The organism is Streptomyces sp. NPDC044984 (assembly GCF_040646935.1).
Taxonomy (GTDB): domain Bacteria; phylum Actinomycetota; class Actinomycetes; order Streptomycetales; family Streptomycetaceae; genus Streptomyces.
In genome coordinates this window covers 1-24,876 of the sequence record NZ_JBEZBE010000039.1, presented here as the reverse complement: position 1 = coordinate 24,876, position 24,876 = coordinate 1, and the positions used below count along the sequence as shown (strand labels likewise).

The 24,876-nt window shown below is 72.3% G+C and carries 24 protein-coding genes; 14 read left to right on the top strand and 10 right to left on the bottom strand.

Annotated elements, in window-relative coordinates:
* Positions 1–33: 33 nt before the first annotated feature.
* A complete protein-coding gene (locus AB0A94_RS32145) occupies positions 34–1,266 on the bottom strand; it encodes an acetyl-CoA C-acetyltransferase (RefSeq protein ID WP_361749557.1) in 1,233 nt (410 codons plus the stop codon).
* Positions 1,267–1,413: 147 nt separating this feature from the next.
* Here AB0A94_RS32145 and mce point away from each other — a divergent pair, with 147 nt between their 5' ends.
* The 7 genes from mce to AB0A94_RS32110 all read left to right on the top strand — a co-directional run bounded on the left by mce (position 1,414) and on the right by AB0A94_RS32110 (position 11,278).
* Positions 1,414–1,854, top strand: a complete 441-nt coding sequence (mce, locus tag AB0A94_RS32140) for a methylmalonyl-CoA epimerase (RefSeq protein WP_361749556.1) — start codon at positions 1,414–1,416, stop codon at positions 1,852–1,854.
* Between the two features lie 229 nt (positions 1,855–2,083).
* Positions 2,084–6,028, top strand: a complete 3,945-nt coding sequence (scy, locus tag AB0A94_RS32135; protein ID WP_361749555.1) for a polarized growth protein Scy — start codon at positions 2,084–2,086, stop codon at positions 6,026–6,028.
* A 187-nt stretch (positions 6,029–6,215) separates the two neighbouring features.
* The gene (locus AB0A94_RS32130) at positions 6,216–7,154 is read left to right on the top strand and encodes a cellulose-binding protein (RefSeq protein WP_217131061.1); all 939 of its coding nucleotides are present in this window, start codon (positions 6,216–6,218) and stop codon (positions 7,152–7,154) included.
* A gap of 73 nt (positions 7,155–7,227) precedes the next feature.
* Positions 7,228–8,190: an ABC transporter ATP-binding protein gene (locus AB0A94_RS32125; RefSeq protein ID WP_361749554.1), complete on the top strand. Its 963-nt coding sequence runs from the start codon at positions 7,228–7,230 to the stop codon at positions 8,188–8,190.
* Positions 8,191–8,195: 5 nt separating this feature from the next.
* Positions 8,196–8,969, top strand: a complete 774-nt coding sequence (locus AB0A94_RS32120) for an ABC transporter permease (RefSeq protein WP_361749552.1) — start codon at positions 8,196–8,198, stop codon at positions 8,967–8,969.
* A 120-nt stretch (positions 8,970–9,089) separates the two neighbouring features.
* On the top strand, positions 9,090–10,409 hold the full coding sequence (locus tag AB0A94_RS32115; RefSeq protein ID WP_361749551.1) for an ABC transporter ATP-binding protein: 1,320 nt from the start codon (positions 9,090–9,092) through the stop codon (positions 10,407–10,409).
* Positions 10,406–11,278 carry an ABC transporter permease subunit gene (locus AB0A94_RS32110; protein WP_361749549.1) on the top strand — a complete coding sequence of 291 codons (873 nt, stop codon included), beginning with the start codon at positions 10,406–10,408 and terminating at the stop codon, positions 11,276–11,278. Before AB0A94_RS32115 ends, AB0A94_RS32110 begins: the two co-directional genes overlap by 4 nt.
* Positions 11,279–11,284: 6 nt before the next feature.
* On the opposite strand, the gene AB0A94_RS32105 is transcribed toward AB0A94_RS32110, so the two are convergent.
* Complete coding sequence (locus AB0A94_RS32105) at positions 11,285–11,617, bottom strand: ATP/GTP-binding protein (RefSeq protein WP_361749548.1); 333 nt, start codon at positions 11,615–11,617, stop codon at positions 11,285–11,287.
* A gap of 240 nt (positions 11,618–11,857) precedes the next feature.
* On the opposite strand from AB0A94_RS32105, the gene AB0A94_RS32100 reads away from it, so the two are divergent.
* The gene (locus AB0A94_RS32100; RefSeq protein ID WP_361749546.1) at positions 11,858–12,886 is read left to right on the top strand and encodes an LLM class flavin-dependent oxidoreductase; all 1,029 of its coding nucleotides are present in this window, start codon (positions 11,858–11,860) and stop codon (positions 12,884–12,886) included.
* An 86-nt stretch (positions 12,887–12,972) separates the two neighbouring features.
* Here AB0A94_RS32100 and AB0A94_RS32095 read toward each other — a convergent pair whose 3' ends face one another.
* Complete coding sequence (locus AB0A94_RS32095; RefSeq protein ID WP_361749545.1) at positions 12,973–13,365, bottom strand: SCO5389 family protein; 393 nt, start codon at positions 13,363–13,365, stop codon at positions 12,973–12,975.
* Positions 13,366–13,654: 289 nt separating this feature from the next.
* On the opposite strand from AB0A94_RS32095, the gene nucS reads away from it, so the two are divergent.
* On the top strand, positions 13,655–14,326 hold the full coding sequence (gene nucS / locus AB0A94_RS32090) for an endonuclease NucS (protein ID WP_073932513.1): 672 nt from the start codon (positions 13,655–13,657) through the stop codon (positions 14,324–14,326).
* A gap of 65 nt (positions 14,327–14,391) precedes the next feature.
* Here the strand turns inward: nucS and AB0A94_RS32085 are convergent, their stop codons facing one another.
* The 3 genes from AB0A94_RS32085 to AB0A94_RS32075 form a co-directional block, all read right to left on the bottom strand.
* Positions 14,392–16,779, bottom strand: a complete 2,388-nt coding sequence (locus AB0A94_RS32085) for an ATP-binding protein (protein WP_361749544.1) — start codon at positions 16,777–16,779, stop codon at positions 14,392–14,394.
* A gap of 520 nt (positions 16,780–17,299) precedes the next feature.
* Positions 17,300–17,623, bottom strand: coding sequence for an STAS domain-containing protein (locus AB0A94_RS32080; protein ID WP_217131069.1), 324 nt, complete (start codon positions 17,621–17,623; stop codon positions 17,300–17,302).
* A 157-nt stretch (positions 17,624–17,780) separates the two neighbouring features.
* Positions 17,781–18,629 carry a 3-hydroxyacyl-CoA dehydrogenase family protein gene (locus tag AB0A94_RS32075; RefSeq protein WP_361749543.1) on the bottom strand — a complete coding sequence of 283 codons (849 nt, stop codon included), beginning with the start codon at positions 18,627–18,629 and terminating at the stop codon, positions 17,781–17,783.
* 228 nt (positions 18,630–18,857) lie between these two features.
* Here AB0A94_RS32075 and AB0A94_RS32070 point away from each other — a divergent pair, with 228 nt between their 5' ends.
* Positions 18,858–19,520 (top strand): 1,4-alpha-glucan branching protein, encoded by a 663-nt coding sequence (locus tag AB0A94_RS32070; protein ID WP_361749542.1) that lies wholly within the window; start codon positions 18,858–18,860, stop codon positions 19,518–19,520.
* A gap of 33 nt (positions 19,521–19,553) precedes the next feature.
* Here AB0A94_RS32070 and AB0A94_RS32065 read toward each other — a convergent pair whose 3' ends face one another.
* On the bottom strand, positions 19,554–20,189 hold the full coding sequence (locus AB0A94_RS32065) for a TetR/AcrR family transcriptional regulator (protein WP_361749541.1): 636 nt from the start codon (positions 20,187–20,189) through the stop codon (positions 19,554–19,556).
* Positions 20,190–20,280: 91 nt separating this feature from the next.
* On the opposite strand from AB0A94_RS32065, the gene AB0A94_RS32060 reads away from it, so the two are divergent.
* The 3 genes from AB0A94_RS32060 to AB0A94_RS32050 are packed head-to-tail and all read left to right on the top strand — an operon-like array spanning position 20,281 to position 22,409.
* Complete coding sequence (locus AB0A94_RS32060) at positions 20,281–21,063, top strand: ATP-binding cassette domain-containing protein (protein ID WP_361749540.1); 783 nt, start codon at positions 20,281–20,283, stop codon at positions 21,061–21,063.
* A 10-nt stretch (positions 21,064–21,073) separates the two neighbouring features.
* Positions 21,074–21,823, top strand: a complete 750-nt coding sequence (locus AB0A94_RS32055; protein ID WP_361749539.1) for an ABC transporter permease — start codon at positions 21,074–21,076, stop codon at positions 21,821–21,823.
* Positions 21,824–21,836: 13 nt separating this feature from the next.
* Positions 21,837–22,409 carry a cob(I)yrinic acid a,c-diamide adenosyltransferase gene (locus tag AB0A94_RS32050; RefSeq protein ID WP_361749538.1) on the top strand — a complete coding sequence of 191 codons (573 nt, stop codon included), beginning with the start codon at positions 21,837–21,839 and terminating at the stop codon, positions 22,407–22,409.
* Positions 22,410–22,412: 3 nt separating this feature from the next.
* Here AB0A94_RS32050 and AB0A94_RS32045 read toward each other — a convergent pair whose 3' ends face one another.
* Together AB0A94_RS32045 and AB0A94_RS32040 are read right to left on the bottom strand one after the other, a co-directional pair.
* Positions 22,413–22,610: a DUF5708 family protein gene (locus tag AB0A94_RS32045; protein ID WP_361749537.1), complete on the bottom strand. Its 198-nt coding sequence runs from the start codon at positions 22,608–22,610 to the stop codon at positions 22,413–22,415.
* Complete coding sequence (locus AB0A94_RS32040; protein ID WP_361749536.1) at positions 22,607–23,191, bottom strand: hypothetical protein; 585 nt, start codon at positions 23,189–23,191, stop codon at positions 22,607–22,609. Before AB0A94_RS32040 ends, AB0A94_RS32045 begins: the two co-directional genes overlap by 4 nt.
* A 153-nt stretch (positions 23,192–23,344) precedes the next feature.
* Between AB0A94_RS32040 and AB0A94_RS32035 the strand changes: the two genes are divergently transcribed.
* Positions 23,345–24,538 carry a histidine kinase gene (locus tag AB0A94_RS32035; protein WP_361749535.1) on the top strand — a complete coding sequence of 398 codons (1,194 nt, stop codon included), beginning with the start codon at positions 23,345–23,347 and terminating at the stop codon, positions 24,536–24,538.
* A gap of 30 nt (positions 24,539–24,568) precedes the next feature.
* On the opposite strand, the gene AB0A94_RS32030 is transcribed toward AB0A94_RS32035, so the two are convergent.
* Positions 24,569–24,876, bottom strand: a 308-nt coding sequence (locus tag AB0A94_RS32030) for a zinc ribbon domain-containing protein (protein ID WP_361749534.1), incomplete at its 5' end; no start/stop codon positions are given.

Here is a 24,876-nt window from a genome sequence, read left to right as displayed (position 1 = left end):
GAGGGAAATCGGCAACCTTCGGGGAAACCCGGCTCAGGCCTTGGGTACCCGCACGATCAGCGCGTCACCCTGGCCGCCGCCGCCGCACAGCGCCGCCGCGCCGACGCCGCCGCCGCGCCGCTTCAGCTCCAGGGCGAGGTGCAGCACGAGCCGCGCGCCGGACATCCCGATCGGGTGACCCAGCGCGATGGCGCCGCCGTTGACGTTCACCTTTTCGGTGGAAACGCCCAGGTCCTTCATTGACTGCACGGCGACCGCGGCGAAGGCCTCGTTGATCTCGATGAGGTCGAGGTCGGAAACCTCCAGGCCCTCCTTCTTCAGGGCGTGCCGGATCGCGTTGGACGGCTGCGACTGGAGGGAGTTGTCGGGTCCGGCCACGTTGCCGTGGGCGCCGATCTCGGCGATCCACTCCAGGCCCAGCTCCTGCGCCTTGGCCTTGCTCATCACGACCACGGCCGCCGCGCCGTCCGAGATCTGCGAGGAGGAGCCCGCGGTGATCGTGCCGTCCTTCGAGAAGGCCGGGCGCAGCTTGCCGAGGGACTCGACCGTCGTGTCGCCGCGGATGCCCTCGTCCTTGCTGAACAGGACCGGGTCGCCCTTGCGCTGCGGGATCTCGACCGGGGTGATCTCGGCCTCGTAGACGCCGTTCTTCTGCGCGGCGGCGGCCCGCTGGTGGGACAGGGCGGCGATCTCGTCCTGTTCGGGGCGGGCGATGCCGAGGCGGGTGTTGTGCTTCTCGGTGGACTCGCCCATGGCGATGTTCTCGAAGGAGTCGGTCAGACCGTCGTACGCCATGGCGTCGAGCATCTGGACCGCGCCGTACTTGAAGCCCTCGCGGGACTTCGGCAGCAGGTGCGGGGCGTTGGTCATGGACTCCTGGCCGCCGGCGACGATCACGTCGAACTCGCCGGCCCGGATCAGCTGGTCCGCGAGCGCGATGGCGTCCAGGCCCGACAGGCACACCTTGTTGACGGTGAGCGCCGGGACGTTCATCGGGATGCCGGCCTTGACGGCGGCCTGGCGGGCCGGGATCTGGCCCGCGCCGGCCTGGAGCACCTGCCCCATGATCACGTACTGGACCTGGTCGCCGCCGATCCCCGCACGGTCGAGGGCGGCCTTGATCGCGAAGCCGCCGAGGTCGGCTCCGGAGAAGGACTTCAGTGACCCGAGCAGCCGACCCATCGGGGTGCGGGCGCCCGCGACGATGACGGAGGTGGTGCCGTTCGATGCGGAAGGTGCGGGAGATGCCGAAGATGCGGAAGTCATGAGCTGCGGTCCCCTTCCGGCTGCACAGCCGAGGAGTGAACGAGGGTTTACTGCGAATGTACTGACGTGCGGTGGACCACGTCATCGCCCTTTCGGTGTGATCGCGCGCACGTTGCGTAACCATCGCGGGGGCGTTGCACTGAATCCATGCTGACGCGAATCGACCACATCGGGATCGCCTGTTTCGACCTGGACAAGACCGTGGAGTTCTACCGGGCCACCTACGGCTTCGAGGTGTTCCACTCCGAGGTCAACGAGGAACAGGGCGTGCGCGAGGCCATGCTCAAGATCAACGGGACCTCCGACGGCGGGGCCTCCTACCTGCAGCTGCTCGAGCCGACCCGGGAGGACTCCACCGTCGCCAAGTGGCTGGCGAAGAACGGCGAGGGCGTCCACCACATCGCTTTCGGTACGGCGGACGTGGACGCGGAGGCCGCGGACATCAGGGACAAGGGCGTACGCGTGCTGTACGAAGAGCCCCGGCGCGGCTCCATGGGGTCACGAATCACCTTCCTGCACCCCAAGGACTGCCACGGCGTACTGACGGAACTGGTCACTTCGGCGCCCGTTGAGTCGTCCGAGCACTGACCCACGTACATAAGGGCCGGTAGGGTTGGGTCCGGTCACCGCTCGATGTGCGGTGACCGAGTCCCGCCGTCTTCGGCGGCGGGATCGCCGGGGTCCGGGTTTCGGGGGGCGAGCGCGGGGCAGCAGCCCATGCTCCGCCGTTGATCTGACACCATTCCCCGGGGGCCCCGTCCGGCGGATGGACGGAGCCCGGCCAGACTTGCGACCAGGGGACGGATGGGACCGCGCAGTGCGGGGCTACGAGAGCCAGGAGCGAGAGCCGGCGGCTGACGTCGACCACCTCTCTCGGTTCGAAGCCGAGATGAAGCGGCTGAAGACCGAGCGGGAAAAGGCGATCCAGCACGCCGAGGACCTCGGCTACCAGGTCGAGGTGCTGCGCGCCAAGCTGCACGAGGCGCGGCGCACCATCATGTCCCGGCCCGCGTACGACGGCGGTGACATCGGCTACCAGGCCGAGCAGTTGCTGCGCAACGCGCAGCTGCAGGCCGACCAGCTCCGCGCGGACGCCGAGCGGGAGCTGAGCCAGGCGCGGGCGCAGACCCAGCGGATCCTCCAGGAGCACGCGGAGCAGGCGGCCCGGCTCCAGGCGGAGCTGCACCAGGAGGCCGTGACGCGGCGCCAGCAGCTCGACCAGGAGCTGGCGGAGCGCCGGCAGACCGTCGAGTCGCACGTCAACGAGAACGTCGCGTGGGCGGAGCAGTTGCGCGCCCGCACCGAGCAGCAGGCCCGCCGGCTCCTCGACGAGTCCCGCGCGGAGACCGAGCAGGCGATGGCCGCCGCCCGCGCGGAGGCGGAGCGGCTGACGGCCGAGGCCCGGCAGCGGCTGCAGAGCGAGGCGGAGACGGCCCGCGCGGAGGCCGAGCAGATCCTGCGCCGGGCCCGCGCGGACGCCGAGCGGCTGCTGAACGCCGCCTCCACACAGGCCCAGGAGGCCACCGACCACGCCGAGCAGCTGCGGACGTCCACGGCCACCGAGTCGGAGTCCGCGCGCCGTCAGGCGCAGGAGCTCAGCAGGGCCGCCGAGGAGCGGATGTCGCAGGCGGAGTCCGCGCTGCGTGAGGCCCGCGCCGAGGCGGAGAAGGTGCTCGCCGAGGCGAAGGAGTCCGCCGCGAAGGCGCTCGCCGCCGCCGAGTCCGCCAACGAGACCCGTACGCGGACCGCCAAGGAGCAGGTGGCGCGGCTGGTCAGCGAGGCCACCAAGGAGGCGGAGGCCACCAAGGCGGACGCCGAGCAGTTGGTCGCGGACGCCCGCGCGGAGGCCGAGAAGATCGTCGCCGAGGCCGCGGAGAAGGCCCGCACGATCACCGCGGAGGAGTCCGCGACGCAGCTGTCCAAGGCGGCCAAAACCGCCGAGGACGTGCTCAACAAGGCGTCGGAGGAGGCCAAGCGGACCACCAGGGCGGCGGCCGAGGAGGCGGAGCGGATCCGCCGGGAGGCCGAGGCCGAGGCGGACCGGCTGCGCGCCGAGGCGCACGACATCGCCGAGCAGCTCAAGGGCGCGGCGAAGGACGACACCAAGGAGTACCGCGCCAAGACGGTCGAGCTGCAGGAGGAGGCCCGCCGGCTGCGCGGCGAGGCCGAGCAGCTGCGCGCCGACGCGGTCGCCGAGGGCGAGAGGATCCGCGCGGAGGCCCGCAAGGAGGCCGTGGCGCAGATCGAGGAGGCGGCGAAGTCCGCCGAGGAGCTGCTCGCCAAGGCGAAGGCGGACGCCGACGAACTGCGCTCCACCGCGCAGGCGGACAGCGAGAAGGTCCGCACCGAGGCCATCGAGCGCGCCACGACGCTGCGCCGGCAGGCCGAGGAGACGCTGGAGCGCACCCGCCAGGAGGCCGAGCGGCACCGCGCGGAGGTCGTCGAGCAGGCCGACGCGCTCAAGGAGGACGCCGAGCGGGCCGCGCGCGAGCTGCGCGAGGAGACCGAGCGGGCCGTGGAGGCCCGCCGCGCGGAGGCCGCCGGGGAACTGACGCGGCTGCACACGGAGGCCGAGGAGCGGCTCGCCGCCGCCGAGCAGGCGCTGAGCGACGCGCGGGAGGAGGCCGCCCGGATCCGCCGGGAGGCGTCCGAGGAGACCGAGCGGCTGCGCACGGAGGCCGCCGAGCGGATCCGTACGCTCCGGCAGCAGGCGGAGGCGGAGGCCGAGCGGCTGCGTGACGAGGCCGCCGCGGACGCGTCGGCGTCCCGCGCGGAGGGCGAGTCCGTCGCCGTGCGGCTGCGGTCGGAGGCCGCGGCCGAGGCGGAGCGGCTGAAGTCGGAGGCGCAGGACAGCGCCGACCGGATGCGCGCGGAGGCGCAGGCCGCCGCCGAGCGGATCGGCGCGGAGGCGTCCCAGGCCCTGGCCGCCGCGCAGGAGGAGGCCGCCCGGCGGCGCCGCGAGGCCGAGGAACTCCTCGGCGCGGCCCGGCAGGAGGCCGACCAGGAGCGCGAGCGGGCCCGCGAGCAGAGCGAGGAGCTGCTGGCGTCGGCGCGCACCCGCGTGGAGGAGGCGCAGGCCGAGGCCGTACGGCTGGTCGAGGAGGCCGACCGGCGCGCCACCGAGATGGTGTCGGCGGCCGAGCTCCACGCCCAGCAGGTGCGGGACTCCGTGGCGGGGCTGCACGAGCAGGCCCAGGAGGAGATCGCCGGGCTGCGCAGCGCCGCCGAGCACGTGGCGGAGCGCACCCGCCGCGAGGCCGAGGAGGAGGCGGACCGGGTCCGCGCCGACGCCTACGCGGAGCGGGAGCGGGCGAGCGAGGACGCGGGCCGGCTGCGACGCGAGGCGCGGGAGGAGACGGAGGCCGCGAAGGCGCTGGCCGAGCGGACGGTGTCCGAGGCCATCACGGAGGCCGAGCGGATCCGTACGGACGTGTCCGAGCACGCCCAGCGGGTGCGTACGGAGGCGTCGGACACGATCGCCGAGGCGGAGCAGGCCGCGGCGCGCACCCGGGCGGACGCCCGTGAGGACGCCAACCGGATCCGTTCGGACGCGGCGACGCAGGCGGACACCCTCATCACCGAGGCCCGCAGCGAGGCGGAGCGGCTCACCGAAGAGACGATCGCGGAGACCGACCGGCTGCGCATGGAGACGGTCACCGAGGCCGAGCGGGTTCGGTCGGAGTCGGTCGCCGAGGCCGAGCGGCTGCGCACGGAGACGGTCGCCGAGGCCGAGCGGGTGCGGTCGGAGTCGGTGTCCAAGGCGGAGAAGCTGATCGCGGACGCCACCGGGGACGCGGAGCGGCTGCGGGCCGAGGCCGCGGAGACGGTCGGGTCGGCGCAGGCGCACGCGGAGCGGATCCGCCGGGAGTCCGAGCGGGTCAAGGCCGACGCGGAGTCGGAGGCCGAGCGGATGGTGTCCGTCGCGCGCGAGGAGGCCGAGCGGACGCTGGACGAGGCCCGCAAGGACGCCAACAAGCGGCGTTCCGAGGCGGCCGAGCAGGTGGACACGCTCATCACGGAGACCACCGCCGAGGCGGACAAGCTGCTCACCGAGGCGCAGCAGCAGGCGCTGAAGACGACGGCGGACGCCGAGTCGCAGGCGGACACGATGGTCGGCGCGGCCCGCAGCGAGGCCGAGCGGATCGTCTCCGAGGCGACCGTCGAGGGCAACACCCGGGTGGAGAAGGCCCGTACGGACGCGGACGAGCTGCTGGTCGGCGCGCGCCGGGACGCGACGCAGATCAGGGAGCGCGCCGAGGAGCTGCGCGACCGGATCACGCGCGAGATCGAGGAGCTGCACGAGCGGGCCCGCCGTGAGGCGGCGGAGACGATGAAGTCGACGGGCGACCGCTGCGACGCGCTCATCAAGGCCGCCGAGGAACAGCTCGCCAAGGCGGAGGCGAAGGCCAAGGAGATCGTCTCCGAGGCCAACTCCGAGGCCGGCAAGGTGCGCATCGCCGCCGTGAAGAAGGCCGAGGGCCTGCTGAAGGAGGCGGAGCAGAAGAAGGCCAGCCTGGTGAAGGAGGCCGAGGAGCTGAAGGCCGAGGCGGTCCGGGAGGCCCGGCGCACGGTCGAGGAGGGCAAGCGCGAGCTGGAGGTGCTGGTGCGGCGCCGCGAGGACATCAACGCCGAGATCTCCCGCGTGCAGGACGTGCTGGAGGCGCTGGAGTCCTTCGAGGCGCCGGGGGGTGCGAAGGACAACGGGGTCAAGGCGGGGGCCGCGGCCGGTGCTACCCGTACGAGTGGCAAGTCATCGGAATAGTTGGCAAAGCGGACGAAATCCCCTGTACGGTGAGGGCTTTGACCATGGCATTGGCAAGCCTTCCGGCGGCGAGCCACTCAAAAGGGGTGTCATTCTCCGTATCAAACGTGCATCCGCTCGATGACACAGCGCTTCGGCCCCTAGGATTCCACCTATCACCTCACCGGTCTCATTCGACAGGAACCCCATGAGCGACACTTCCCCCTACGGCTTCGAGCTTGTGCGGCGTGGGTACGACCGCGCTCAGGTGGACGAACGTATCTCCAAGCTCGTCTCCGACCGTGACAGCGCTCTCGCCCGCATCACCGCTCTGGAAAAGCGCATCGAAGAGCTCCACCTCGAGACGCAGAACGCCCAGGCCCAGGTCAACGACGCCGAGCCGTCGTACGCGGGTCTCGGCGCGCGCGTGGAGAAGATCCTCCGCCTCGCCGAGGAGGAGGCGAAGGACCTGCGCGAGGAGGCCCGGCGCGCGGCGGAGCAGCACCGCGAGCTCGCCGAGTCGGCCGCCCAGCAGGTGCGCAACGACGCCGAGTCGTACGCCGCCGAGCGCAAGGCGAAGGCGGAGGACGAGGGCGCCCGGATCGTCGAGAAGGCCCAGGGCGACGCGTCCCAGCTGCGTTCCGAGGCGCAGAAGGACGCGCAGTCCAAGCGGGAGGAGGCGGACGCCCTCTTCGAGGAGACCCGCGCCAAGGCCGCGCAGGCCGCCGCCGACTTCGAGACGAACCTCGCCAAGCGCCGCGAGCAGTCCGAGCGCGACCTGGCGTCGCGGCAGCAGAAGGCCGAGAAGCGCCTCGCGGAGATCGAGCACCGCGCGGAGCAGCTCCGCCTGGAGGCCGAGAAGCTGCGCACCGACGCCGAGCGCCGCGCCCGCCAGACGGTGGAGACGGCCCAGCGTCAGGCGGAGGACATCGTGGCCGACGCCAACGCCAAGGCCGACCGGATCCGTTCGGAATCCGAGCGCGAGCTGGCGGCGCTGACCAACCGCCGCGACTCCATCAACGCCCAGCTGACGAACGTCCGCGAGATGCTCGCCACGCTCACGGGTGCCGCGGTGGCCGCGACCGGTGCGCCCGCCACCGAGGACGAGCCGATCTCCCGCGGGGTCCCGGCCCAGCAGTCCCGGTAACGGCGACCGGCGTACCGGCGAAGCCCTCTGCCACTGAGTGGCAGGGGGCTTTGTCCTGTTTTAGCGTGGCCGCATGATCGAGCTCGAGGGGCTGACCAAGCGGTACGGCGAGAAGGTGGCGGTGGACCACCTGACCTTCACCGTCAGACCGGGCGTCGTCACCGGCTTCCTCGGCCCGAACGGCGCCGGCAAGTCGACCACCATGCGGATGATCCTGGGCCTGGACCACCCGACCGCCGGGGACGTGCGGATCGACGGCACGCGCTACGACCGGCTCAAGGACCCGCTGACCCGCATCGGCGCCCTGCTGGAGGCCAAGGGCGTGCACCCGGGCCGCAGCGCCTACCACCACCTGCTGTGCCTCGCGCAGAGCAACGGTCTCCCGCGGCGGCGGGTGCACGAGGTGCTGGACGAGGTCGGGCTGACGGCGGTGGCGCGGAAGAAGGCCAAGGGGTTCTCGCTCGGCATGGGCCAGCGGCTGGGCATCGCGGCGGCGCTGCTCGGCGACCCGCGGATCCTGATGTTCGACGAGCCCGTCAACGGCCTCGACCCCGAGGGCATCCACTGGATCCGCACGCTGATGAAATCGCTCGCCGCCCAGGGCCGCACGGTCTTCGTCTCCTCCCACCTGATGAGCGAGATGGCGCTGACCGCCGACCACCTCGTCGTCATCGGCCAGGGCCGGCTGCTCGCCGACACCTCCATGGCCGAGTTCATCGAGCACAACTCCCGCTCCTACGTCCGGGTCCGCGGCCCGCAGCGCGAGCGGCTGCTCGACGTGCTGCGCCAGGCCGGGGTCACCGCCGTGGAGAGCGGCGACGGGGCGCTGGAGGTCGACGGCTCCAAGGCCGAGTACGTCGGGGAGCTGGCGGCCCGGCACCAGCTGGTGCTGCACGAACTGAGCCCGCAGCAGGCCTCCCTGGAGGAGGCGTTCATGCGGTTGACCGCGGAGTCGGTGGAGTACCACGCGCACACCGGCGCCGGCACGCCCGCGCCCCCGCGGCAGCAGTGGGGCGAGAGCTGGAAGAGGGGCTGAGCGACATGGCGGCGGCACAGGTCGTCCGGTCCGAGTGGACCAAGATCCGGTCGGTGGCGTCCACCGTGTGGACGCTCTCCCTGGCGGTGGTCGTCACCATCGCGCTCGGCATGCTGATCGCGGCGTTGTCGAAGAACGAGTTCGAGACCATGAGCGCGCGGGACCGGCTCTCCTTCGACCCGACGTTCATCAGCTTCGCCGGGATGAGCCTCGGCCAGCTCGCGATGATCGTGTTCGGGGTGCTGGTGGTGTCGAACGAGTACAGCACCGGAATGATCCGCGCCTCGCTGGCGGCAGTACCGCGGCGCGGCACGTTCCTGCTGAGCAAGCTGGCGGTCGCCACCGCGCTCGCCCTGGTCGTCTCCATGGCGACCAGCTTCGCCGCGTTCTTCCTGGGCCAGGCGATGCTCGGCGAGCACAAGGCGTCCCTCGGGGACGACGGGGTGCTGCGGGCGGTGATCGGCGGCGGCCTCTACATGACGCTGATCGCGCTGTTCTCGATGGGCGTCGCCGCGATGCTGCGCTCCCCCATGCTGTCGCTGGGCATCCTGATGCCGTTCTTCTTCCTGATCTCCAACATCCTCGGCAACGTCGACGCCACGGAGAAGATCGGCCGGTTCCTGCCCGACCAGGCGGGCAGCAAGATCATGCAGGTGGTGACGCCCCTGGACGACGACACCCCGTACGGCCCCTGGGGCGGCCTCGGGATCATGGCGCTGTGGGTGCTCGCGGCGGTCGTCGGCGGCTATGTCCTGCTGAAGAGGCGCGACGCGCAGTGAGCGACCGCGCGGGACCGGTTTTCACCTCGGCTCGGGCGGAACCGTCAGCGCCTCGATAAGCTCCTAACCCTTACGGGGGCGTGTGCCCCGCTGTCCTGAACCTTTCGATGGGTGCGGAGCATGATCGAGGCAGTCGGCCTGACCAAGCGGTACGGCGACAAGACCGCTGTGTACAACCTCTCCTTCCAGGTGCGGCCCGGCGCCGTCACCGGGTTCCTGGGGCCCAACGGCTCGGGCAAGTCGACGACGATGCGGATGATCCTCGGCCTGGACAACCCCACCGCGGGACGGGTCACGATCGGCGGTTACCCCTACCGCAAGCTGCCCAACGCCCCCCGCCAGGTCGGCGCGCTGCTGGACGCGAAGGCGGTGCACGGCGGCCGGTCCGCCCGCAGCCACCTGCTGAGCCTGGCCCAGCTGTCGGGCATCCCGGCCCGGCGCGTGGACGAGGTGCTGGGCGTGGTGGGCCTGCACGACGTGGCGCGCAGACGGCCCAAGGGCTTCTCGCTGGGCATGGGCCAGCGGCTCGGCATCGCCGCCGCGCTGCTCGGCGACCCCCAGGTGCTGCTGTTCGACGAGCCGGTCAACGGCCTCGACCCCGAGGGCATCCTCTGGGTGCGCAACCTGATGAAGGCGCTGGCCGCCGAGGGCCGTACGGTGTTCGTCTCCTCCCACCTGATGAGCGAGATGGCGCTGACCGCCGACCACCTCATCGTCATCGGGCGCGGACAGCTGCTCGCCGACATGAGCGTGACGGACTTCATCTCCGCCAACTCCGCCGACTTCGCGCGCGTGCGCACCCCCGACACCGAGCCGCAGCAGCGCGAGAAGCTGTCCGCCGCGATCACCGAGGCCGGCGGCCACGTGCTGCCCGAGCAGGACGGCGCGCTGCGGGTGACGGGACTGGCACTGCCGCGCATCAGCGACGTCGCCCACGACGCCGGCGTACGGCTGTGGGAGCTGTCGCCGCACCAGGCCTCGCTGGAGGAGGCGTACATGCGGATGACGCAGGGCGCCGTCGACTACCGCTCGACCACCGACCAGAAGGCCGGGCTCCAGCAGCCGCTGCCGCCCGGCGCGCAGCCGCCGGTGCCGGTCCCGGGACAGGGCCAGCCCGGCTGGTACGCCCCGCCGCCGCCCCAGCAGGGCGGGCAGCCCTTCGCCGCGCCGCAGGGCGCGCCCGTAGCGGCCCCCGCGGGTCCCTACGGCGCCCCGGGCGCCCCTGGAGCGGCCGCGGGCGCCCCCGCGCCCAACCCGTACGCGCAGCCCGCCCCGCAGGCGCCCCAGGCGCCGCCCGGACCGGCTCCGGCGGCACCGCCCGCCGCATCCCCGGCCGCTCCCGCCGCATCCCCGGCCGTTCCCGCCGCATCCCCGGCCGTTCCCGCAGCCCCCTCGACCGCTCCCGCCGCCGACCTGACCAAGCCCGAGGACGCCCGATGAGCACGCCCCCGCCCCCGATGCCGCAGACCGCCGCACCCGACTGGCAGGCGACTCCCGGCTCCCCGTACCCCACCTACACCTCGCCGATCCCCGTGGTGCGTACGCACCTCGGGCACGCGCTCGCCTCCGAGTGGACGAAGATCAAGTCCGTGCGCTCGACCATGTGGACGCTGGGCGTGTTCGTGCTGCTCGTGGTCGGCATCGGTCTGCTGACCGGCCTGGTGGTGTCGAGCGCCGAACCCGACATGGGCGGCGAGAGCCCGCTGTCCCTCGGCTTCTTCGGGCTGCTCCTCGGCAGCATGTGCATCATCACGCTGGGCGTGCTGACCACGGCGTCCGAGTACGGCACCGGCATGATCCGCACCACGATGGTCGCCTGTCCCTCGCGCGGACGGGTGCTCGCGGCGAAGGCCGTGGTGTTCTTCCTGATCGCCTTCGTGATGACCCTGGTGTGCGCGACGCTGATCGGCTTCCTGCACGTGGCGCTGCTGGAGGGCCACAACGCCAAGGAGCCCACCGGCGAGGAGTGGCTGAAGGGCACGGTCGGCGTCTCGCTCTACGTGGCGCTGCTCGGCACGCTGTCGCTGGCGATCGGGTCGGTCATCCGGCACTCCGCGGGCGCCATCACCATCATGATCGGTGCCGTGCTCGCCCCGCTGGTGATCGCGCTGTTCATGTTCTCGTCCTCGCTGGAGGACGTGCAGCAGGCGCTGTTCGAGTACTCCATCCCGAACCAGATGAGCATCTTCTACGCCAACTCGCTGACCGAGTCCGGCCCGTCGGACTGGGACCCGCTGTGGATCATGCTGGCCGCCACGGCGGCCGCGCTCGGCGGCGCCTTCGCCCTGCTGCGGAAGCGGGACGTGTAAGGGCGTTCAGAACTTCGGCGCGTTACGGGACCGCTGCACCCGCGTGGTGCGGCGGTCCCTGGCGTTCCAGCACGCCTTGTGCCAGTGCCGGCGGTCGTCGACGCCCGCGTGCTCGGGCCAGGCCACCACGTGCGGCACCCCGTCCGGGATCAACTGGTCGCAGCCGGGGCACCGGTAGGCCTTGCCCTGGGCACTGGAGCCCGCCACGTGCCGCACGCTCCACTCCTCGCCCTGCCAGCTCTCCGTGGACTGCCAGCCGCCGTAGCGGCCGGAGCCGTCCTCCTCGGCGCTCCGGCCGGACGGACCGGCTCCCTTGGGTCGGTTGCGACGCGGGGACACAGGACACCTCACGGGGCTATACAGGATGCTGGGGCCGCGTCCAGCCTACGCGGCGCGCGCGAGGGTACGCGTACGGCACCAATCGTTACAAGTCCCCCCGTGGCGATGCGGCACCCCTCCCGAGCGGTCGATTCTGCAGACAATCCGCAAAATCCCTCGCCCGGCCGTGTCCTCGGCACGTGTCGGGCGGTTATGCCCTGCGGGGGAGCTCCGCGTCGGAGCCAAGGAAGCAGGAAAGCGATGCGCGTTGGAAGTTTCGTGTTGGCCGCCCAGTTCCCCGGGCAGGGCGAGGGAGAGGCGCTGCACCGCGCCGTCCGCTCGGCCGAGGTCGCCGAGGAAGCGGGGCTCGACACGGTCTGGCTGGCCGAGCACCACTTCGTGCCCTACGGCACCTGCCCGTCGGCCGTCACCCTGGCCGCGTTGCTGCTCGGCCGCACCCGCCGGCTGCGGGTCGGTACGGCGGTCAGCGTGCTGCCCACCGTCCACCCCGTGACCCTCGGCGAGCAGGCCGCGCTGCTGCACATCACGAGCGGCGGCCGGTTCTCGCTGGGCCTCGGGCGCGGCGGACCGTGGGTCGACCTGGAGGTGTTCGGGGCCGGCCTGGAGGCGTACGAGAAGGGGTTCCCGGAATCACTCGATCTGCTGGTGCGCTGGCTGCGTGAACCGTCCGTGGGGGCCGACGGCGAGCGGTTCCGCTTCCGCGAGGTGCCCGTCGTCCCCCGCCCGTCGGAGGCCCTGCACGAGGTCGAGGGACCGGAGGTCGTGGTCGCCTGCACCTCCCCGGCGAGCGTACGGCTGGCCGCCGAGCGCGGGCTGCCGATGCTGCTCGGCATGCACGTCGGGGACGAGGAGAAGGCCGAGATGGTCGCCCTGTGGCGGCAGCACGCGCGTGCCTGCGGGCGGCCGTCCCGGGAGATCCACCGCGCGGCCCACGTCTCGGCCGGCGTCTGCCAGATCGCGGACCGGCGCGCGGACGCGGCGGAGACCCTGACGAAGGCGATGCCCGGCTGGCTGAAGCAGGGTCTCGAGGCCCATGTCACGGTGGACGGGCGGCAGCGGCGGATGCGCGACCCCCTGGAGTACACCGAACTCCTCTGCGCACTGCACCCGGTGGGCCCCCCGCGGCTGTGCGCCGACCGGCTCGCCGCGACCAGCGAGCGGACCGGTATCTCCCGCTTCGCCCTGCTCGTCGAGGGCTCCGGCGACCTGGCGGCGACCGAGGAGAACGTACGGCGGCTCGGGGCCGAGGTCCTGCCCCAACTCGGCTGAGCGAGCCGGGGGTTCCAAGAAGGCTTGCCGCCCCGGTACGGACCGCACCCCCCGCGTACGGAGCGGCAAGCGAACGATGGAACGCGTCAGCAGTCGCGCAGTTCCGGTGACTGGTTCAGCACCTGGGCGCGCGCCGAGGTGAAGCGGGCCAGCTTCTCGTCGACCGAGGAGTCAAGCGGGAACACGGCCACCCGGTGGCAGTTCTGGAAGGCCAGCCGTACACCGAAGTGGCGTTGCAGCGCGCCGCGTATCGCGTCACTCGCGAGTGCACGCAGCAGCTGACCGCGTGCCTGCTCGTCCGGCGGGGGCGTCTGGTTGTCGGCGAAGGCTCCGCCGTCCACCTTCAGCTGGGCCACCAGGGAGCTGATCATCTCCCATGCGAAGGGCAGGGAGGTCCGGACGCAGTCGACGAATTCAGCTTCGTCGACCTCGCCTCGCTCGGCCTGTTCGAGTAGGGCCGGTGAGACGTCGAGCGACATGGGTTCTCCTCTCGCACCCCCAACGATCAGGGGTTGCCTGACAGATAAGGGAGTGCGCGACAACGGACACGCTGCGTACACAGGCCACGACCTCCCGTTGAACACCGTAAGCAACGGACGGTGACGGCACCAGGCGAATGCCCGGATGCGGGACTTCCTGTGGGCCGGTAATCGGCCATCGCCGAAACACCTGCTTTCCCGGAGATTCAGGACGCGTCGTGTGGGCCCCGAGGGTCGTGTGGGGTGACGAATCGCGTCGGGGCGGGCCGGTCGAGTAGCGTTGCCGACCATGCGTCTCGTCATTGCCCGCTGCTCCGTGGACTACGCCGGGCGGCTCACCGCGCACCTGCCGTCGGCACCCCGTCTCATCCTGGTCAAGGCGGACGGCAGCGTCTCGATCCACGCCGACGACCGGGCCTACAAGCCCCTGAACTGGATGTCGCCGCCCTGCACGCTGAAGGAGGGCACCGGCGACGAGGAGGGCGTCTGGACCGTCGTCAACAAGGCGGGCGAGAAGCTCATCATCACGATGGAGGAGATCCTCCACGACTCCTCGCACGAACTGGGCGTCGATCCCGGCCTGATCAAGGACGGCGTGGAAGCGCACCTCCAGGAACTACTCGCCGACCGCATCGAGATCCTCGGTGAGGGCTACACCCTCATCCGCCGCGAGTACATGACGGCGATCGGCCCGGTCGACATCCTGTGCCGGGACGCCGAGGGGCGGACCGTCGCGGTGGAGATCAAGCGGCGCGGCGAGATCGACGGCGTGGAGCAGCTCACCCGCTATCTGGAACTGCTGAACCGCGATCCCCATCTCGCCCCGGTGCGGGGCGTGTTCGCCGCACAGGAGATCAAGCCGCAGGCCCGGGTCCTCGCGACCGACCGGGGCATCGGCTGCCAGGTCCTCGACTACGACGCGATGCGCGGCATCGAGGACGACAAGCTGCGGCTGTTCTGAGCCGCGCCCGTACGGGCCGAGGGCCGGGTTCCGTCGGGAACCCGGCCCTCACGCGTGCTCATGGGTCAGATCACCTTCTCCGAGCTGCCGGGCGTGTCCGCGTCGCTGCTCTGCGGGGCGCTCGCGCTCGTCTCCACGGGGGCGGAGGAGACGGAGCCGCTCGCGGAGTCGGTGGTGGACGGCTCCTCCGGAGGCGTGGTCTCCGTCTCGGTCGGCTCCGGTGTGGTCTCGGTCTCGGTCGGCTCCGGCTCGGTCGTGCCGGAGGACGTGGGCGGCTTGGGCGTCGTGGGCTTCACGGTCGGCGACTTCGAAGGCGGTGTGGAGGGGGACTCGGTCGGATCGCCCGGCTTCGTCGTCCCGCTCGGCCCGTCCGACGGCTTCCCCGACTCACCGGCCGTGGGCGTCGGGTCGTCCGAGGTGCCCAGGGTGCCGTCCGGACCCGGGTCGGTCGGCCGGCTGGTGGCCTCGCCGGTGTCGCCGTCGTCCTCCTCGGCCGCCCGTTCGGCGCCGAGGCTGCCGTCGTCGACGCCCTGGCTGGCGGAGGGGTTGACGCCGACGTTCTCCGACGGGGTGCCGGCGTCGTTCTCCGACGTGGCGCCGAGCGTGACCACCGTGCCCAGCACGGCGACGAGCAGCGCGCCCGCGCCGGCCGCCACCAGGTTGCGCTTGGCCAGTGCCTTGAGACCGCCGCCCGGCCTGGCCGGCGGCCTGGCCGGCGCCGGTGCCGCGCGGTGGACGACCAGGGCGGTGTCGGCGGGCGGCTGGAGCTCGGGGAACGCCGTCGGCACCCCGCGGGGCGGTGGGGCCGACTCCTCGTAGTGGGCCTCGGGCACCTCCTCCCCCGCGGTCGGCATGAGCGTCAGCGGGGTTCCGGAGCGGTCGGCGACCAGGGCCAGCGCCCTGCGTCCGGCGACGGTGCCGCGCTTGTCGGCGAGGGCGCCGCGCAGCCCGATGGACGCCTCCAGTTCGGCGCGCGCCCGGTCGAGCTGTCCGGCGCACAGCGCGTGGACGCCGAGTTCGTGGTGGAAGTAGGCCTGTTCCGCCACGTCCCCCGTGAGCCGGGCGGCCTCCGCGCCGGCCCGCAGCGCCTTCTCCCAGGCGCTCCAGTGCAGGCCCGAGGCGAACGCGGGCGCGGCGGTACGGGCCAGTCGTACGGCCGTGCTCTGCTCGCCCTCGGTGGTGGCCGTGGTGAGCGGCGACAGCACCGCGAGCGCGGCGAGCACCGCGTCGGCCTCGGCGCAGACCCGCTCCGGGGTGACCGAGGGGTGCCCGGTCCACCAGGCGTAGTGCTGGGCGGCGGCCCGGGCCCGGTCCTCGGCCTCGTCGGCGTATCCGGCGGCCTCCAGCTGAGCCGGCACTCCGGCGGCGAGCCGGTAGCGGGAACCGGCCGGGGAGACCAGTCCGCAGGCGGCCAGCTCGCCGAGCGCGGCGTCGGCGTGGGTGTCGCCCACCAGGGCGGGCAGATGCGCCTGGTGGGGCACCTCGCCGCCGAGCGCGACGGCGAACCGCAGGGTGGCGCGGGCGGAGGCGCTGAGCCGGGAGGCGAGCAGCGGGGCGGGTGCGGCGGCCTCGCCGAGCGAGGGCAGCGGCACCTCGTCGCCGTTCGCGGGGTCGTAGGCGGCCTCGTCGGGCCGTACGTCCTCGAAGACGCCGAACTCGTCGACGGCGTCGGCGCCGGCCCGCAGCCGGTCGCGCTGCCGCAGCAGGGCACCGGCCTGGACGAAGCGCAGCGGCAGGCCCTCGGACTCGAACCAGAGGTCGCCGGCCCAGTTCGACTCGTCCTCGGTGAGGGGCCGGCCGACGGCGTGCTCGAGCAGGTCGAGACCGGCCGCACGGTCGAGACCGGGGAGGGCGACCTCCTCGATGTCGGCGCCGGCGGACGGCTCGGGCACGTCCGGGGTGGCGCCGAACAGGAAGGCGCACTCGGGGGTGGCGTCCAGCAGCTCGTCGAGGGCGGCGCCGCCGAACTCCAGGTCGTCGAGGACGACGACGGCACCGATCTCGCGGACGCAGTCGGCGAGTCCGTCCCGGTCCGGGCGGTGCAGCGGGGCGTCATAAACGGCGTAGAAGAGGTCGTACAGCAGGTCGTCGGCCGAGCGGCGGTGGCCGTTCAGACGGACGACGCCGTCGGGGGCGAGGTCCGCGCAGTCCTCGGCGACGACGTCGAGGAGCCGGGTGCGGCCGGAGCCGGCCGGGCCGGTGAGGCGCACGGAGCGGCCGCGGGCCAGCAGCCGGACCAGCTTCTCGCGCTCCTCCTGACGGGCCAGCAGCGGCAGCGGGAGCTGCGCGGGACCCGGCGGGACGGGCGGCCTGGCCGCCCGCTCGACCTCGGCCCGCTCGGCCTCGGTCAGCTTCACGGGGCGGGCCGGCCGTTCGGCGGGCGGGCAGGCCTCGATCTCGCTGCCGTCGACGGGGTTGACGGTCAGCAGGAAGTCGCCGGAGACGAGCTGCACCGTGCGGGCGAGCGCGGGCGCGTGCTGTCCGAAGTCGGAAGTGAGGGACTCCCGGGGCGGACGCTGGCGCGGCGCCGAACCTCCCCCGGTCTCGAATCCTCCCCCACTCCCGGCTTCTCCCCCACTCTCGGCTTCTCCCCCACTCTCGGCTTCGCTCGAGCGGGGGGACCCCCATGAGCGGGGGGACCCCCATGACCGGGAGGCGCCCCCTCCTTCGTGGCCGTACTCCTCGGGTCCCGGGTTGTTCGGGTCCATAGGTCCTAGCCCCCCAAAAGCGTCGTGTGGTGGAAGCCCCTCCCGACCTCGCCGCACACCGCGCTGTCGCTTCTGGTCCGGGCCCGCTCAGGGTTTGCAGGACAGCGGGCAGCCGAACCCTAAACCTTCGCTCAGTATCCACGACAGTCCGGGGTGCCGCGCGGTCCGAGAGGTCACGGTCTCGTGAGGATTGTGCGCGCGTCGAAGGGTTCGTCGAGGTCGGTCCGGGTTCTTCGGGGGTCGCCCGTCCCGCACCCGTACGCCCTCATACGCGGGGCAGCGTGTCCACCCCGATGCCTCCCTCGATCGCCAGGATCCGGTGCAGCCGGGTGGCCACCAACAGGCGCTGCATCTGCGGCGGCACGTCGCGCAGCACCAGGCGCCGGCCGCAGCGGCCGGCCCGTCGGTGGGCCCCCATGATCACACCGAGTCCGGTGGCGTCCCAGGAGTCCAGGTCGGACAGGTCGAGGACCAGGTCGCCGACTCCGTCGTCGACGGCCGAGTGCAGGACCGTACGGGCGTCCGCCGCGCTGCGGATGTCGAGGCGGCCCTCGACGACCAGCTCGGCGTGGTCGCCCCTGATGTACATATGCGCTCCCCGTGTTACGTCTCGTGCTCCGCGGTTTTCTGAAACGGCCGGTGACGCAACCTCTGACTGCGTGGCGGCGGCCGAAGTTGCTGCCTGTGAGCGAACCGATACCGAATTCACCCCGGCGTGTGATGCGCGCCGGGGCGAGTGCTCGGTGTCAGTGCTCGTAGAAGCCCTGCCCGCTCTTGCGGCCGATGTCACCGGCGTCAACCATCCGGCGCATCAGCTCGGGAGCGGCGAACTTCTCGTCCCGGGACTCGGTGTAGATGTTGTCGGTGGCGTGCAGCAGGATGTCCACGCCGGTCAGGTCGGCGGTGGCCAGCGGCCCCATGGCGTGGCCGAAGCCCAGCTTGCAGGCCAGGTCGATGTCCTCGGCGCTCGCCACGCCCGACTCGTACAGCTTGGCGGCCTCGACGACGAGGGCGGTGATGAGCCGGGTGGTGACGAAACCGGCGACGTCGCGGTTGACGACGATGCAGGTCTTGCCGACCGACTCGGCGAACTCCCGTGCCTTGGCGAGGGTTTCGTCGCTGGTCTTGTAACCGCGGACCAGTTCGCACAGCTGCATCATCGGGACCGGCGAGAAGAAGTGGGTGCCGACGACCCGCTCCGGGCGCTCCGTCACGGCCGCGATCTTGGTGATCGGGATGGCGGAGGTGTTGGAGGCGAGCACGGCGTCCTCGCGCACGATCTTGTCGAGCGTCCGGAAGATCTCGTGCTTGACCTCGAGCTTCTCGAACACCGCCTCGACCACGACGTCCGCGTCCGCGCAGGCGTCCAGGTCGGTGGTCGGGGTGATCCGGGCGAGGGCGGCGTCGGCGTCGTGCGCCTCCAGCCTGCCCTTGCTCACGAACTTGTCGTACGACGCCTTGATCCCGTCGGTGCCACGCGTGAGCGCCTCGTCGGTGACGTCCCGCAGGACGACCTCCCAGCCCGCCTGGGCGGAGACCTGGGCGATGCCGGACCCCATGAGACCGGCCCCGATGACGGCGAGCTTGCGTGCCACTGTGCGACTCCCCTGATACGCGCTGTCGTTGTTCTCTACGGGCGGACATTAGCGGGCGCGAGGGGCCGTGTGAGCGACTTAGTAACGCGTTTCACGTCTCACCTAGTGAGACCCCTGTCACGTCCCGCCCGGCGGGTCCGGCGACTCGGTGGAAAAGGCGGACACCGCACGTGCGGCGGATGCGAGGGTGTGGGGGCCGGTGTCCGATCGACGGAGGAGAACCTCGGCATGGCCGTGATCCACCGCACCACCCTCGAGCCGACCAAGCTGGAACTGCTGACCGCCTGGCTGCCCTCGCGCCCCTGGTACCACGGGGGCGCGGAAGGACCGCGGTTGGCCAGGGCCGGTGGTTTCCGGCTCGACGACCCGGAGGGGGAGGTCGGCGTCGAGTTCATGGTCGTCACCGACGCCTCCGGCGCCGAGCCGGCCGCCTACCTGGTGCCGCTCACCTACCGGGGCGCTCCGCTCGACGGGGCGGAGCACGCCCTCGTCGGCACCGCGGAGCACGGTGTCCTCGGGCGACGCTGGGTCTACGACGGCTGCCACGACCCGGTGGCGGTCGCCGAGTTGGCGGCGCTGGTCGAGGGCCGCGTGCGGGCCCAGGCCCAGAGCGTCAGCGACACCCCCGACCAGGAGGTCACCCGCGCCTGCGCGGGTGAGACCCCGGTCCCGGCGGAGTTCACCGCCGTCGAGGACACCCCGGAGCACACCGAGCTGTCCGCACCGGACGGCACGGCCCTGCGGGTCCTGCGCACCCTGCTGCCCGCCCCGGACGGCACACCGCTTCCCGGCCCGGGGGCGGCGGGCCATGTCGCCGGCGCGTGGGACCTGCCCGACGGCACCCGCGTGCGGGGCCTGCTGTGCGTCCTGCACACGCCCCCTCCGGCGTAGCCCGGTCGCACGCCCCCTCCGGCGCGGCCCGGTTCAGCCGCGCGTCGCGTAACCGAGCACCCGGTCGCTCAGCAGCTCCTCGATGTCGTCGACCAGTCCGAGCACCTCGCGCGAGACCTCGGCCGGTGCGCGGCCCTTCATCATCTCCCGGCCGATGGTGACGAACACGGTGCCGTGGATCCAGCAGATCTGACCGGCCACCAGGCCCGGCATCGGGTCGCCGGGGGCGGCCTCCGTCTCCTCGCGGAGCGCCGCCTCCAGGTTGTCCTGGACCTCCTGCTGCAGGCTCCACAGCCGGGAGCGCAGCTGCGGGGAGTCGTGGATGACCCGCATGAAGCGGTCGTAACCCTCCATCAGGCCGACCCGGGGTGACACCGCCTCGATGTCGGCGCGCAGTTCGCGCAGCACGGCGCGGGCGGCCGACTCCCCCGTGCCCCGGCCCCGGACCCAGCGGGCCAGCTGGTCGACGACGCCGCTGGAGCGGTCGAAGAAGAGGTCCTCCTTGGCGGGGAAGTAGTTGTAGACCGTGTTCACGGAGACGTCGGCGGCCTCCGCCACCTCCGCCATCGTCACGGTCACGAAGCCGTGCTCCAGGAAGAGCCCGGTGGCGATGTCCGAGATCCGCTGCCTGGTCTCGCGCTTCTTCCGCTCCCTGAGCCCTTCTGTCATGTCTCTCATCGTAGGTCGGCCCGGCGATCACTGGTGTCTCTGTAATTTTGGGGTGGTTGCAAAGTTTCAGTGACTCTGTTTTTCTGGGGTCATGCCAATCATCAGTACGGCCGGACTGGCCCGTACCTTCCAGACCAAACGCGGCCCGGTGGAGGCCGTGCGCGGTATCGACCTCACGGTCCGCGAGGGCGAGATCCTCGGCCTCCTCGGTCCCAACGGCGCCGGCAAGACCACCACCCTGCGGATGCTCACCACCCTGCTCGCCCCCACCGGCGGCGCGGCCACCGTCGCGGGACACGACCTGGCGACCGACCCGGCCGGCGTGCGGCGGGCCTGCGGCTACGTGGCCCAGTCCGGCGGGGTCGATCCGCAGATCACGGTGCGGGAGGAACTGGTCACCCAGGGCCGCCTGTACCGGCTCGGCACGGCACGGGCCGTCGAGCGCGCCGAGGAGCTGGCCCGCGACCTGGACCTCACCGGGCTGCTCGACCGCACGTGCGCCGCGCTCTCCGGCGGCCAGCGGCGCCGCCTGGACATCGCGATGGCGCTCACCCACCGCCCGAAGGTGCTGTTCCTGGACGAGCCGACGACCGGCCTCGACCCCGGCAGCCGCGCCGGCCTGTGGGAGCTGGTGCGGCGGCTGCGCGACGAGCACGGCACCACCGTGTTCCTGACCACCCACTACCTCGACGAGGCGGACGCGCTCGCGGACCGGCTGGTCGTCGTCGACCGGGGCGTGGTCGCCGCCGAGGGCACCCCGGGCGCCCTGAAGCTGGAGTACGGCGGCTCGGTCGACGCCTCGCTCCAGGACACGTTCCTCGCCATCACGGGCCGCAGCGCGACGCCGGCCGACGCCACCCCCGTAGCCGTATAGGACCCCCACGATGCTGCTCCACGACACCGCGCTCATCTACGGGCGCTATCTGCGCCAGTCCCTGCGCTCCCGCTTCGCCCTGCTCTTCGGCGTGCTGATGCCGCTGCTGTACCTGCTGTTCTTCGGCCCGCTGCTGACCGGTCTGCCGCTCGGCGGGCCGGGCAGCTCCTGGCAGCTGCTGGTCCCGGGGCTGCTGCTGCAACTCGGCCTTTTCGGGGCCTCGTTCGCCGGTTTCTCGATCATCATCGAGAAGGGTCAGGGGGTGGTCGAGCGGATGCGGGTCACGCCCGTGAGCCGTCTCGCCCTGCTGCTGGGCCGGGTGCTGCGGGACGCCACGCTGTTCGTCTTCCAGGCGGTGCTGCTGGTGCTGGCCGCGCTCGTGATGGGGCTGCGGGCCCCGCTGCCCGGGGTGCTCATCGGCTTCGCCTTCGTCGCCCTGCTGACCGTGTCCCTGGCCGCGCTGTCCTACGCGCTCGCCATGAGAATGGACACCCCGCAGACGTTCGGGCCGACGATCAACGCCCTGACCATGCCGTCGATGCTGCTGTCGGGCCTGATGCTCCCGATGACCCTGGGCCCCGCCTGGCTGGACGTCCTGTCGCACCTGACGCCGTTCCGCTACCTGGTCGACGCGGTGCGGGACGCCTACGTCGGCGCCTACGCGACGGCCCACATGCTGTACGGCGCCGTCGTCGCCGTCGGTTTCGCGGTCCTCGCCGTGACGGTGGGCACACGCGTGTTCCGGACGGCCGGAGCGTAACTAGGCTGGCCCCATGGTCAACCTGACGCGCATCTACACGAGGACCGGCGACAAGGGCACCACCAACCTCGGTGACATGAGCCGGGTGCCCAAGACCGACCTGCGGATCTCCGCCTACGCCGACGCCAACGAGGCGAACGCGGTGATCGGCACGGCGATCGCGCTGGGCGGTCTGGAGGAGGAGGTCGCCGCGGTCCTCACCCGCGTCCAGAACGACCTGTTCGACGTGGGCGCCGACCTGTCGACGCCCGTGGTGGAGAACCCCGAGTACCCGCCGCTGCGGGTCGAGCAGTTCTACGTCGACCGGCTGGAGGCGGACTGCGACCGCTTCAACGAGCGGCTGGAGAAGCTCCGCTCCTTCATCCTGCCGGGCGGTACGCCCGGTGCGGCCCTGCTCCACCAGGCCTGCACGGTCGTACGCCGGGCCGAGCGCTCCACCTGGGCGGCGCTGGAGGTCCACGGCGACACCATGAACCCCCTCACCGCCACCTACCTCAACCGCCTCTCCGACCTCCTGTTCATCCTGGCCCGCATCGCGAACAAGGAGACCGGCGACGTGCTGTGGGTCCCGGGCGGGGAGCGCTGAGCCCTACCGGGACCCCGCCGGACCGCGCACGGCCCGGTACAGACCCAGCAGGACCTCGGCGCCGCCGACGCACATCATCACCACACCCACCTTGGCGGGCGTGACCACCGGCAGGTCCACGCCCCCGGCGAACAGCCACAGCCCCAGGCCCGCCGCCAGTGTGGCGGCGCCCGTCAGGAGGTTCCTCGACGCCCGCGTCATCGGCCGACACGCTCCTTGCCGGCGTCCGTCCCGGCCTGCGGCTCACCCGCCGGGGCCTTCTTCGGCCAGATCCAGTAGGCCAGGGCCACCAGGCCGTGGATGCCGGCCGCCCGCCAGGCCGTGAAGCGCCAGTCCTCCAGGGAGGTGACCCGGCTCGGGTCGTCGACGTACCAGATGGCGAGCTGGAGCAGCACCGTCGCCACGGCGGCGGCCGTCAGGGTGCCCAGCCAGACCTTGGTCTCGTGCCGGGCGCGGGCCATGCCGTAGCGCGGCGGGCCGAGCGGCTTGGGCGCGCCGCCCAGCCGGTGGGCGGCGTGGCCGTCGAGCCACTTCACGGTGCGGTGGCCGTGGCCCACGGTGTAGCCGATGTAGAGCGCGGCCAGGCCGTGGGTCCAGTTCGGCTCGGCGCCGTTCTTCAGGTCCAGCGCGGTGGCCACCAGCAGCACGACCTCCAGCAGCGGCTCGCACAGCAGCAGCGCGAGGCCGGTGCGCGGCATCCTCAGCAGATAGCGGCAGGCCAGTCCGGCGGCCAGCAGCACCCAGAAGCCGATCTCACAGGCGGCGATCAAGGCGACGATCACGGTTCGCTCCCTTCGGTCACCCTTTCAGGCTCCCGTGCGGAGCCGCCCGTTTCGTCGTCGCCGACGACGAACCCGCGGTACATCGAAGGATGCAGTCCAGGACCGTCCGCGGGGATCAGGCGCCGGGGGGCGCGCACCGTGTTGGATGGTGCCATGGCCGTACGACCGCCCCGTCCCCGCCGCTTCGACGTGTGGACCGCCCTGGCCGGGCTCGCCGGCGGACTGCTGCTGTGGGGGATCGGGCTGGGCGTGCGCGGCGGCGACGATCCGATCGTGCTCTTCGGCGGTCGCTGGCCGCTCCTCGTGCCGCTCGCCGTGATCGCCGGCTGCGAGCTGCTGCGGCGTGCCGCTCCGCGCACCGCGCTGCTGGCCGGCACGCTGGCGCTGGCCGCGGACACGATGACCCAGGGCAGCATCGCCACGATCGTGATGTACACCGACCTGATGTACGCCGCCGTCCTGTACGGGACGCCCGCCACGGCCCGCCGCCTGCCGTGGATCACCGGCATGCTCACGATCGCCGCGACGCTGGTGCCGTACGCCGTGTGGCGGGTGCCGGAGGCGCTGCTGATCGGTCTCGTCGTCGGTGGCGTGGCGTTCACGCCCGCCTCGACCGGCCTGATCGTCCGCAACCACCGCGACGCCGCCGAGGCGGCCCGGCTGCGTGCCGAACAGACCGCGCTGCTCGCGGAGATGGACCGCGTCCAGGCGGTGACCGCGGAACGCGCCCGGATGGCGCGGGAGTTGCACGACATGGTCGCCAACCACCTCTCCGCGATCGCCATCCACTCCACGGCCGCGCTCTCCCTGGACGACGAGAAGACCTCCCGTGACGCGCTCACCGTGATCCGGGAGAACAGCGTGCAGGGACTGTCCGAGATGCGGCGGCTCATCGGCATCCTGCGCGACGGGTCCGACGACCGGGAACCCGCCGCGACCCCCACCCTCGACGGCCTCGGCGCCCTGGTCGAGGGCGCCCGCGCCAACGGCCTGGACGTCGTCCTCGACGCCACCTGCGACTCCGTGCCCGCACCGGTCGAGCTCGCCGCGTACAGGATCGTGCAGGAGTCGCTGACGAACGCACTGAAGCACGCCGCGCCCGGGAAGGTCACCGTGCGGCTGCGCCGCCTCGACGGCGGCCTCGACATCCGGGTGACCAGTCCGTACGGCGGCCGGGACACCCCCCGCGCGCCGGGGTCCGGGGCCGGACTCGTCGGGATGCGGGAGCGGGTGGCCCTGCTGGACGGCACGTTCGAGGCGGCACCGGAGAGCGGCCCGGACGGCAAGCTGTGGGTCGTACGCGCCTGTCTTCCCGTCACCGACATCGCCCAAGGAGGGATGGATTGACTTCCTCCCCCTCCCGAAGGAGGGGGATTCCTACGGCTCGCGCCGTAGGGATTTCTGCTTCATCGCCGACTGCCCGCCCGGAGTACTCCGTTGAGGTCTTACACCAGCTCCACAGACAGACACTGCCAGCCCGGCAGCCAGGATGTTCTTCGCCGCGTTCACGTCCCGGTCGTGGGTCGTCCCACAGTCGCACGTCCACTCGCGGACGCTCAGCGGCATCCTGCCCTGCAGGGCGCCGCAGGTGGAGCACAGCCTGGAGGAGGGGAACCACCGGTCGATCGCGATCACTTCGCGGCCGTACCACTGGGCCTTGTACTCCAGCATGCTCCGGAACTCGG

What these genes read in the sequence shown, in the direction of transcription:
- AB0A94_RS32145 (WP_361749557.1), bottom strand. Translation starts at nt 1,266, where the DNA reads ATGACTTCCGCATCTTCGGCATCTCCCGCACCTTCCGCATCGAACGGC.
- mce (WP_361749556.1), top strand. Translation starts at nt 1,414, where the DNA reads ATGCTGACGCGAATCGACCACATCGGGATCGCCTGTTTCGACCTGGAC.
- AB0A94_RS32130 (WP_217131061.1), top strand. Translation starts at nt 6,216, where the DNA reads ATGAGCGACACTTCCCCCTACGGCTTCGAGCTTGTGCGGCGTGGGTAC.
- AB0A94_RS32125 (WP_361749554.1), top strand. Translation starts at nt 7,228, where the DNA reads ATGATCGAGCTCGAGGGGCTGACCAAGCGGTACGGCGAGAAGGTGGCG.
- AB0A94_RS32120 (WP_361749552.1), top strand. Translation starts at nt 8,196, where the DNA reads ATGGCGGCGGCACAGGTCGTCCGGTCCGAGTGGACCAAGATCCGGTCG.
- AB0A94_RS32115 (WP_361749551.1), top strand. Translation starts at nt 9,090, where the DNA reads ATGATCGAGGCAGTCGGCCTGACCAAGCGGTACGGCGACAAGACCGCT.
- AB0A94_RS32110 (WP_361749549.1), top strand. Translation starts at nt 10,406, where the DNA reads ATGAGCACGCCCCCGCCCCCGATGCCGCAGACCGCCGCACCCGACTGG.
- AB0A94_RS32100 (WP_361749546.1), top strand. Translation starts at nt 11,858, where the DNA reads ATGCGCGTTGGAAGTTTCGTGTTGGCCGCCCAGTTCCCCGGGCAGGGC.
- AB0A94_RS32095 (WP_361749545.1), bottom strand. Translation starts at nt 13,365, where the DNA reads ATGTCGCTCGACGTCTCACCGGCCCTACTCGAACAGGCCGAGCGAGGC.
- nucS (WP_073932513.1), top strand. Translation starts at nt 13,655, where the DNA reads ATGCGTCTCGTCATTGCCCGCTGCTCCGTGGACTACGCCGGGCGGCTC.
- AB0A94_RS32080 (WP_217131069.1), bottom strand. Translation starts at nt 17,623, where the DNA reads ATGTACATCAGGGGCGACCACGCCGAGCTGGTCGTCGAGGGCCGCCTC.
- AB0A94_RS32070 (WP_361749542.1), top strand. Translation starts at nt 18,858, where the DNA reads ATGGCCGTGATCCACCGCACCACCCTCGAGCCGACCAAGCTGGAACTG.
- AB0A94_RS32065 (WP_361749541.1), bottom strand. Translation starts at nt 20,189, where the DNA reads ATGACAGAAGGGCTCAGGGAGCGGAAGAAGCGCGAGACCAGGCAGCGG.
- AB0A94_RS32060 (WP_361749540.1), top strand. Translation starts at nt 20,281, where the DNA reads ATGCCAATCATCAGTACGGCCGGACTGGCCCGTACCTTCCAGACCAAA.
- AB0A94_RS32055 (WP_361749539.1), top strand. Translation starts at nt 21,074, where the DNA reads ATGCTGCTCCACGACACCGCGCTCATCTACGGGCGCTATCTGCGCCAG.
- AB0A94_RS32050 (WP_361749538.1), top strand. Translation starts at nt 21,837, where the DNA reads ATGGTCAACCTGACGCGCATCTACACGAGGACCGGCGACAAGGGCACC.
- AB0A94_RS32045 (WP_361749537.1), bottom strand. Translation starts at nt 22,610, where the DNA reads ATGACGCGGGCGTCGAGGAACCTCCTGACGGGCGCCGCCACACTGGCG.
- AB0A94_RS32035 (WP_361749535.1), top strand. Translation starts at nt 23,345, where the DNA reads ATGGCCGTACGACCGCCCCGTCCCCGCCGCTTCGACGTGTGGACCGCC.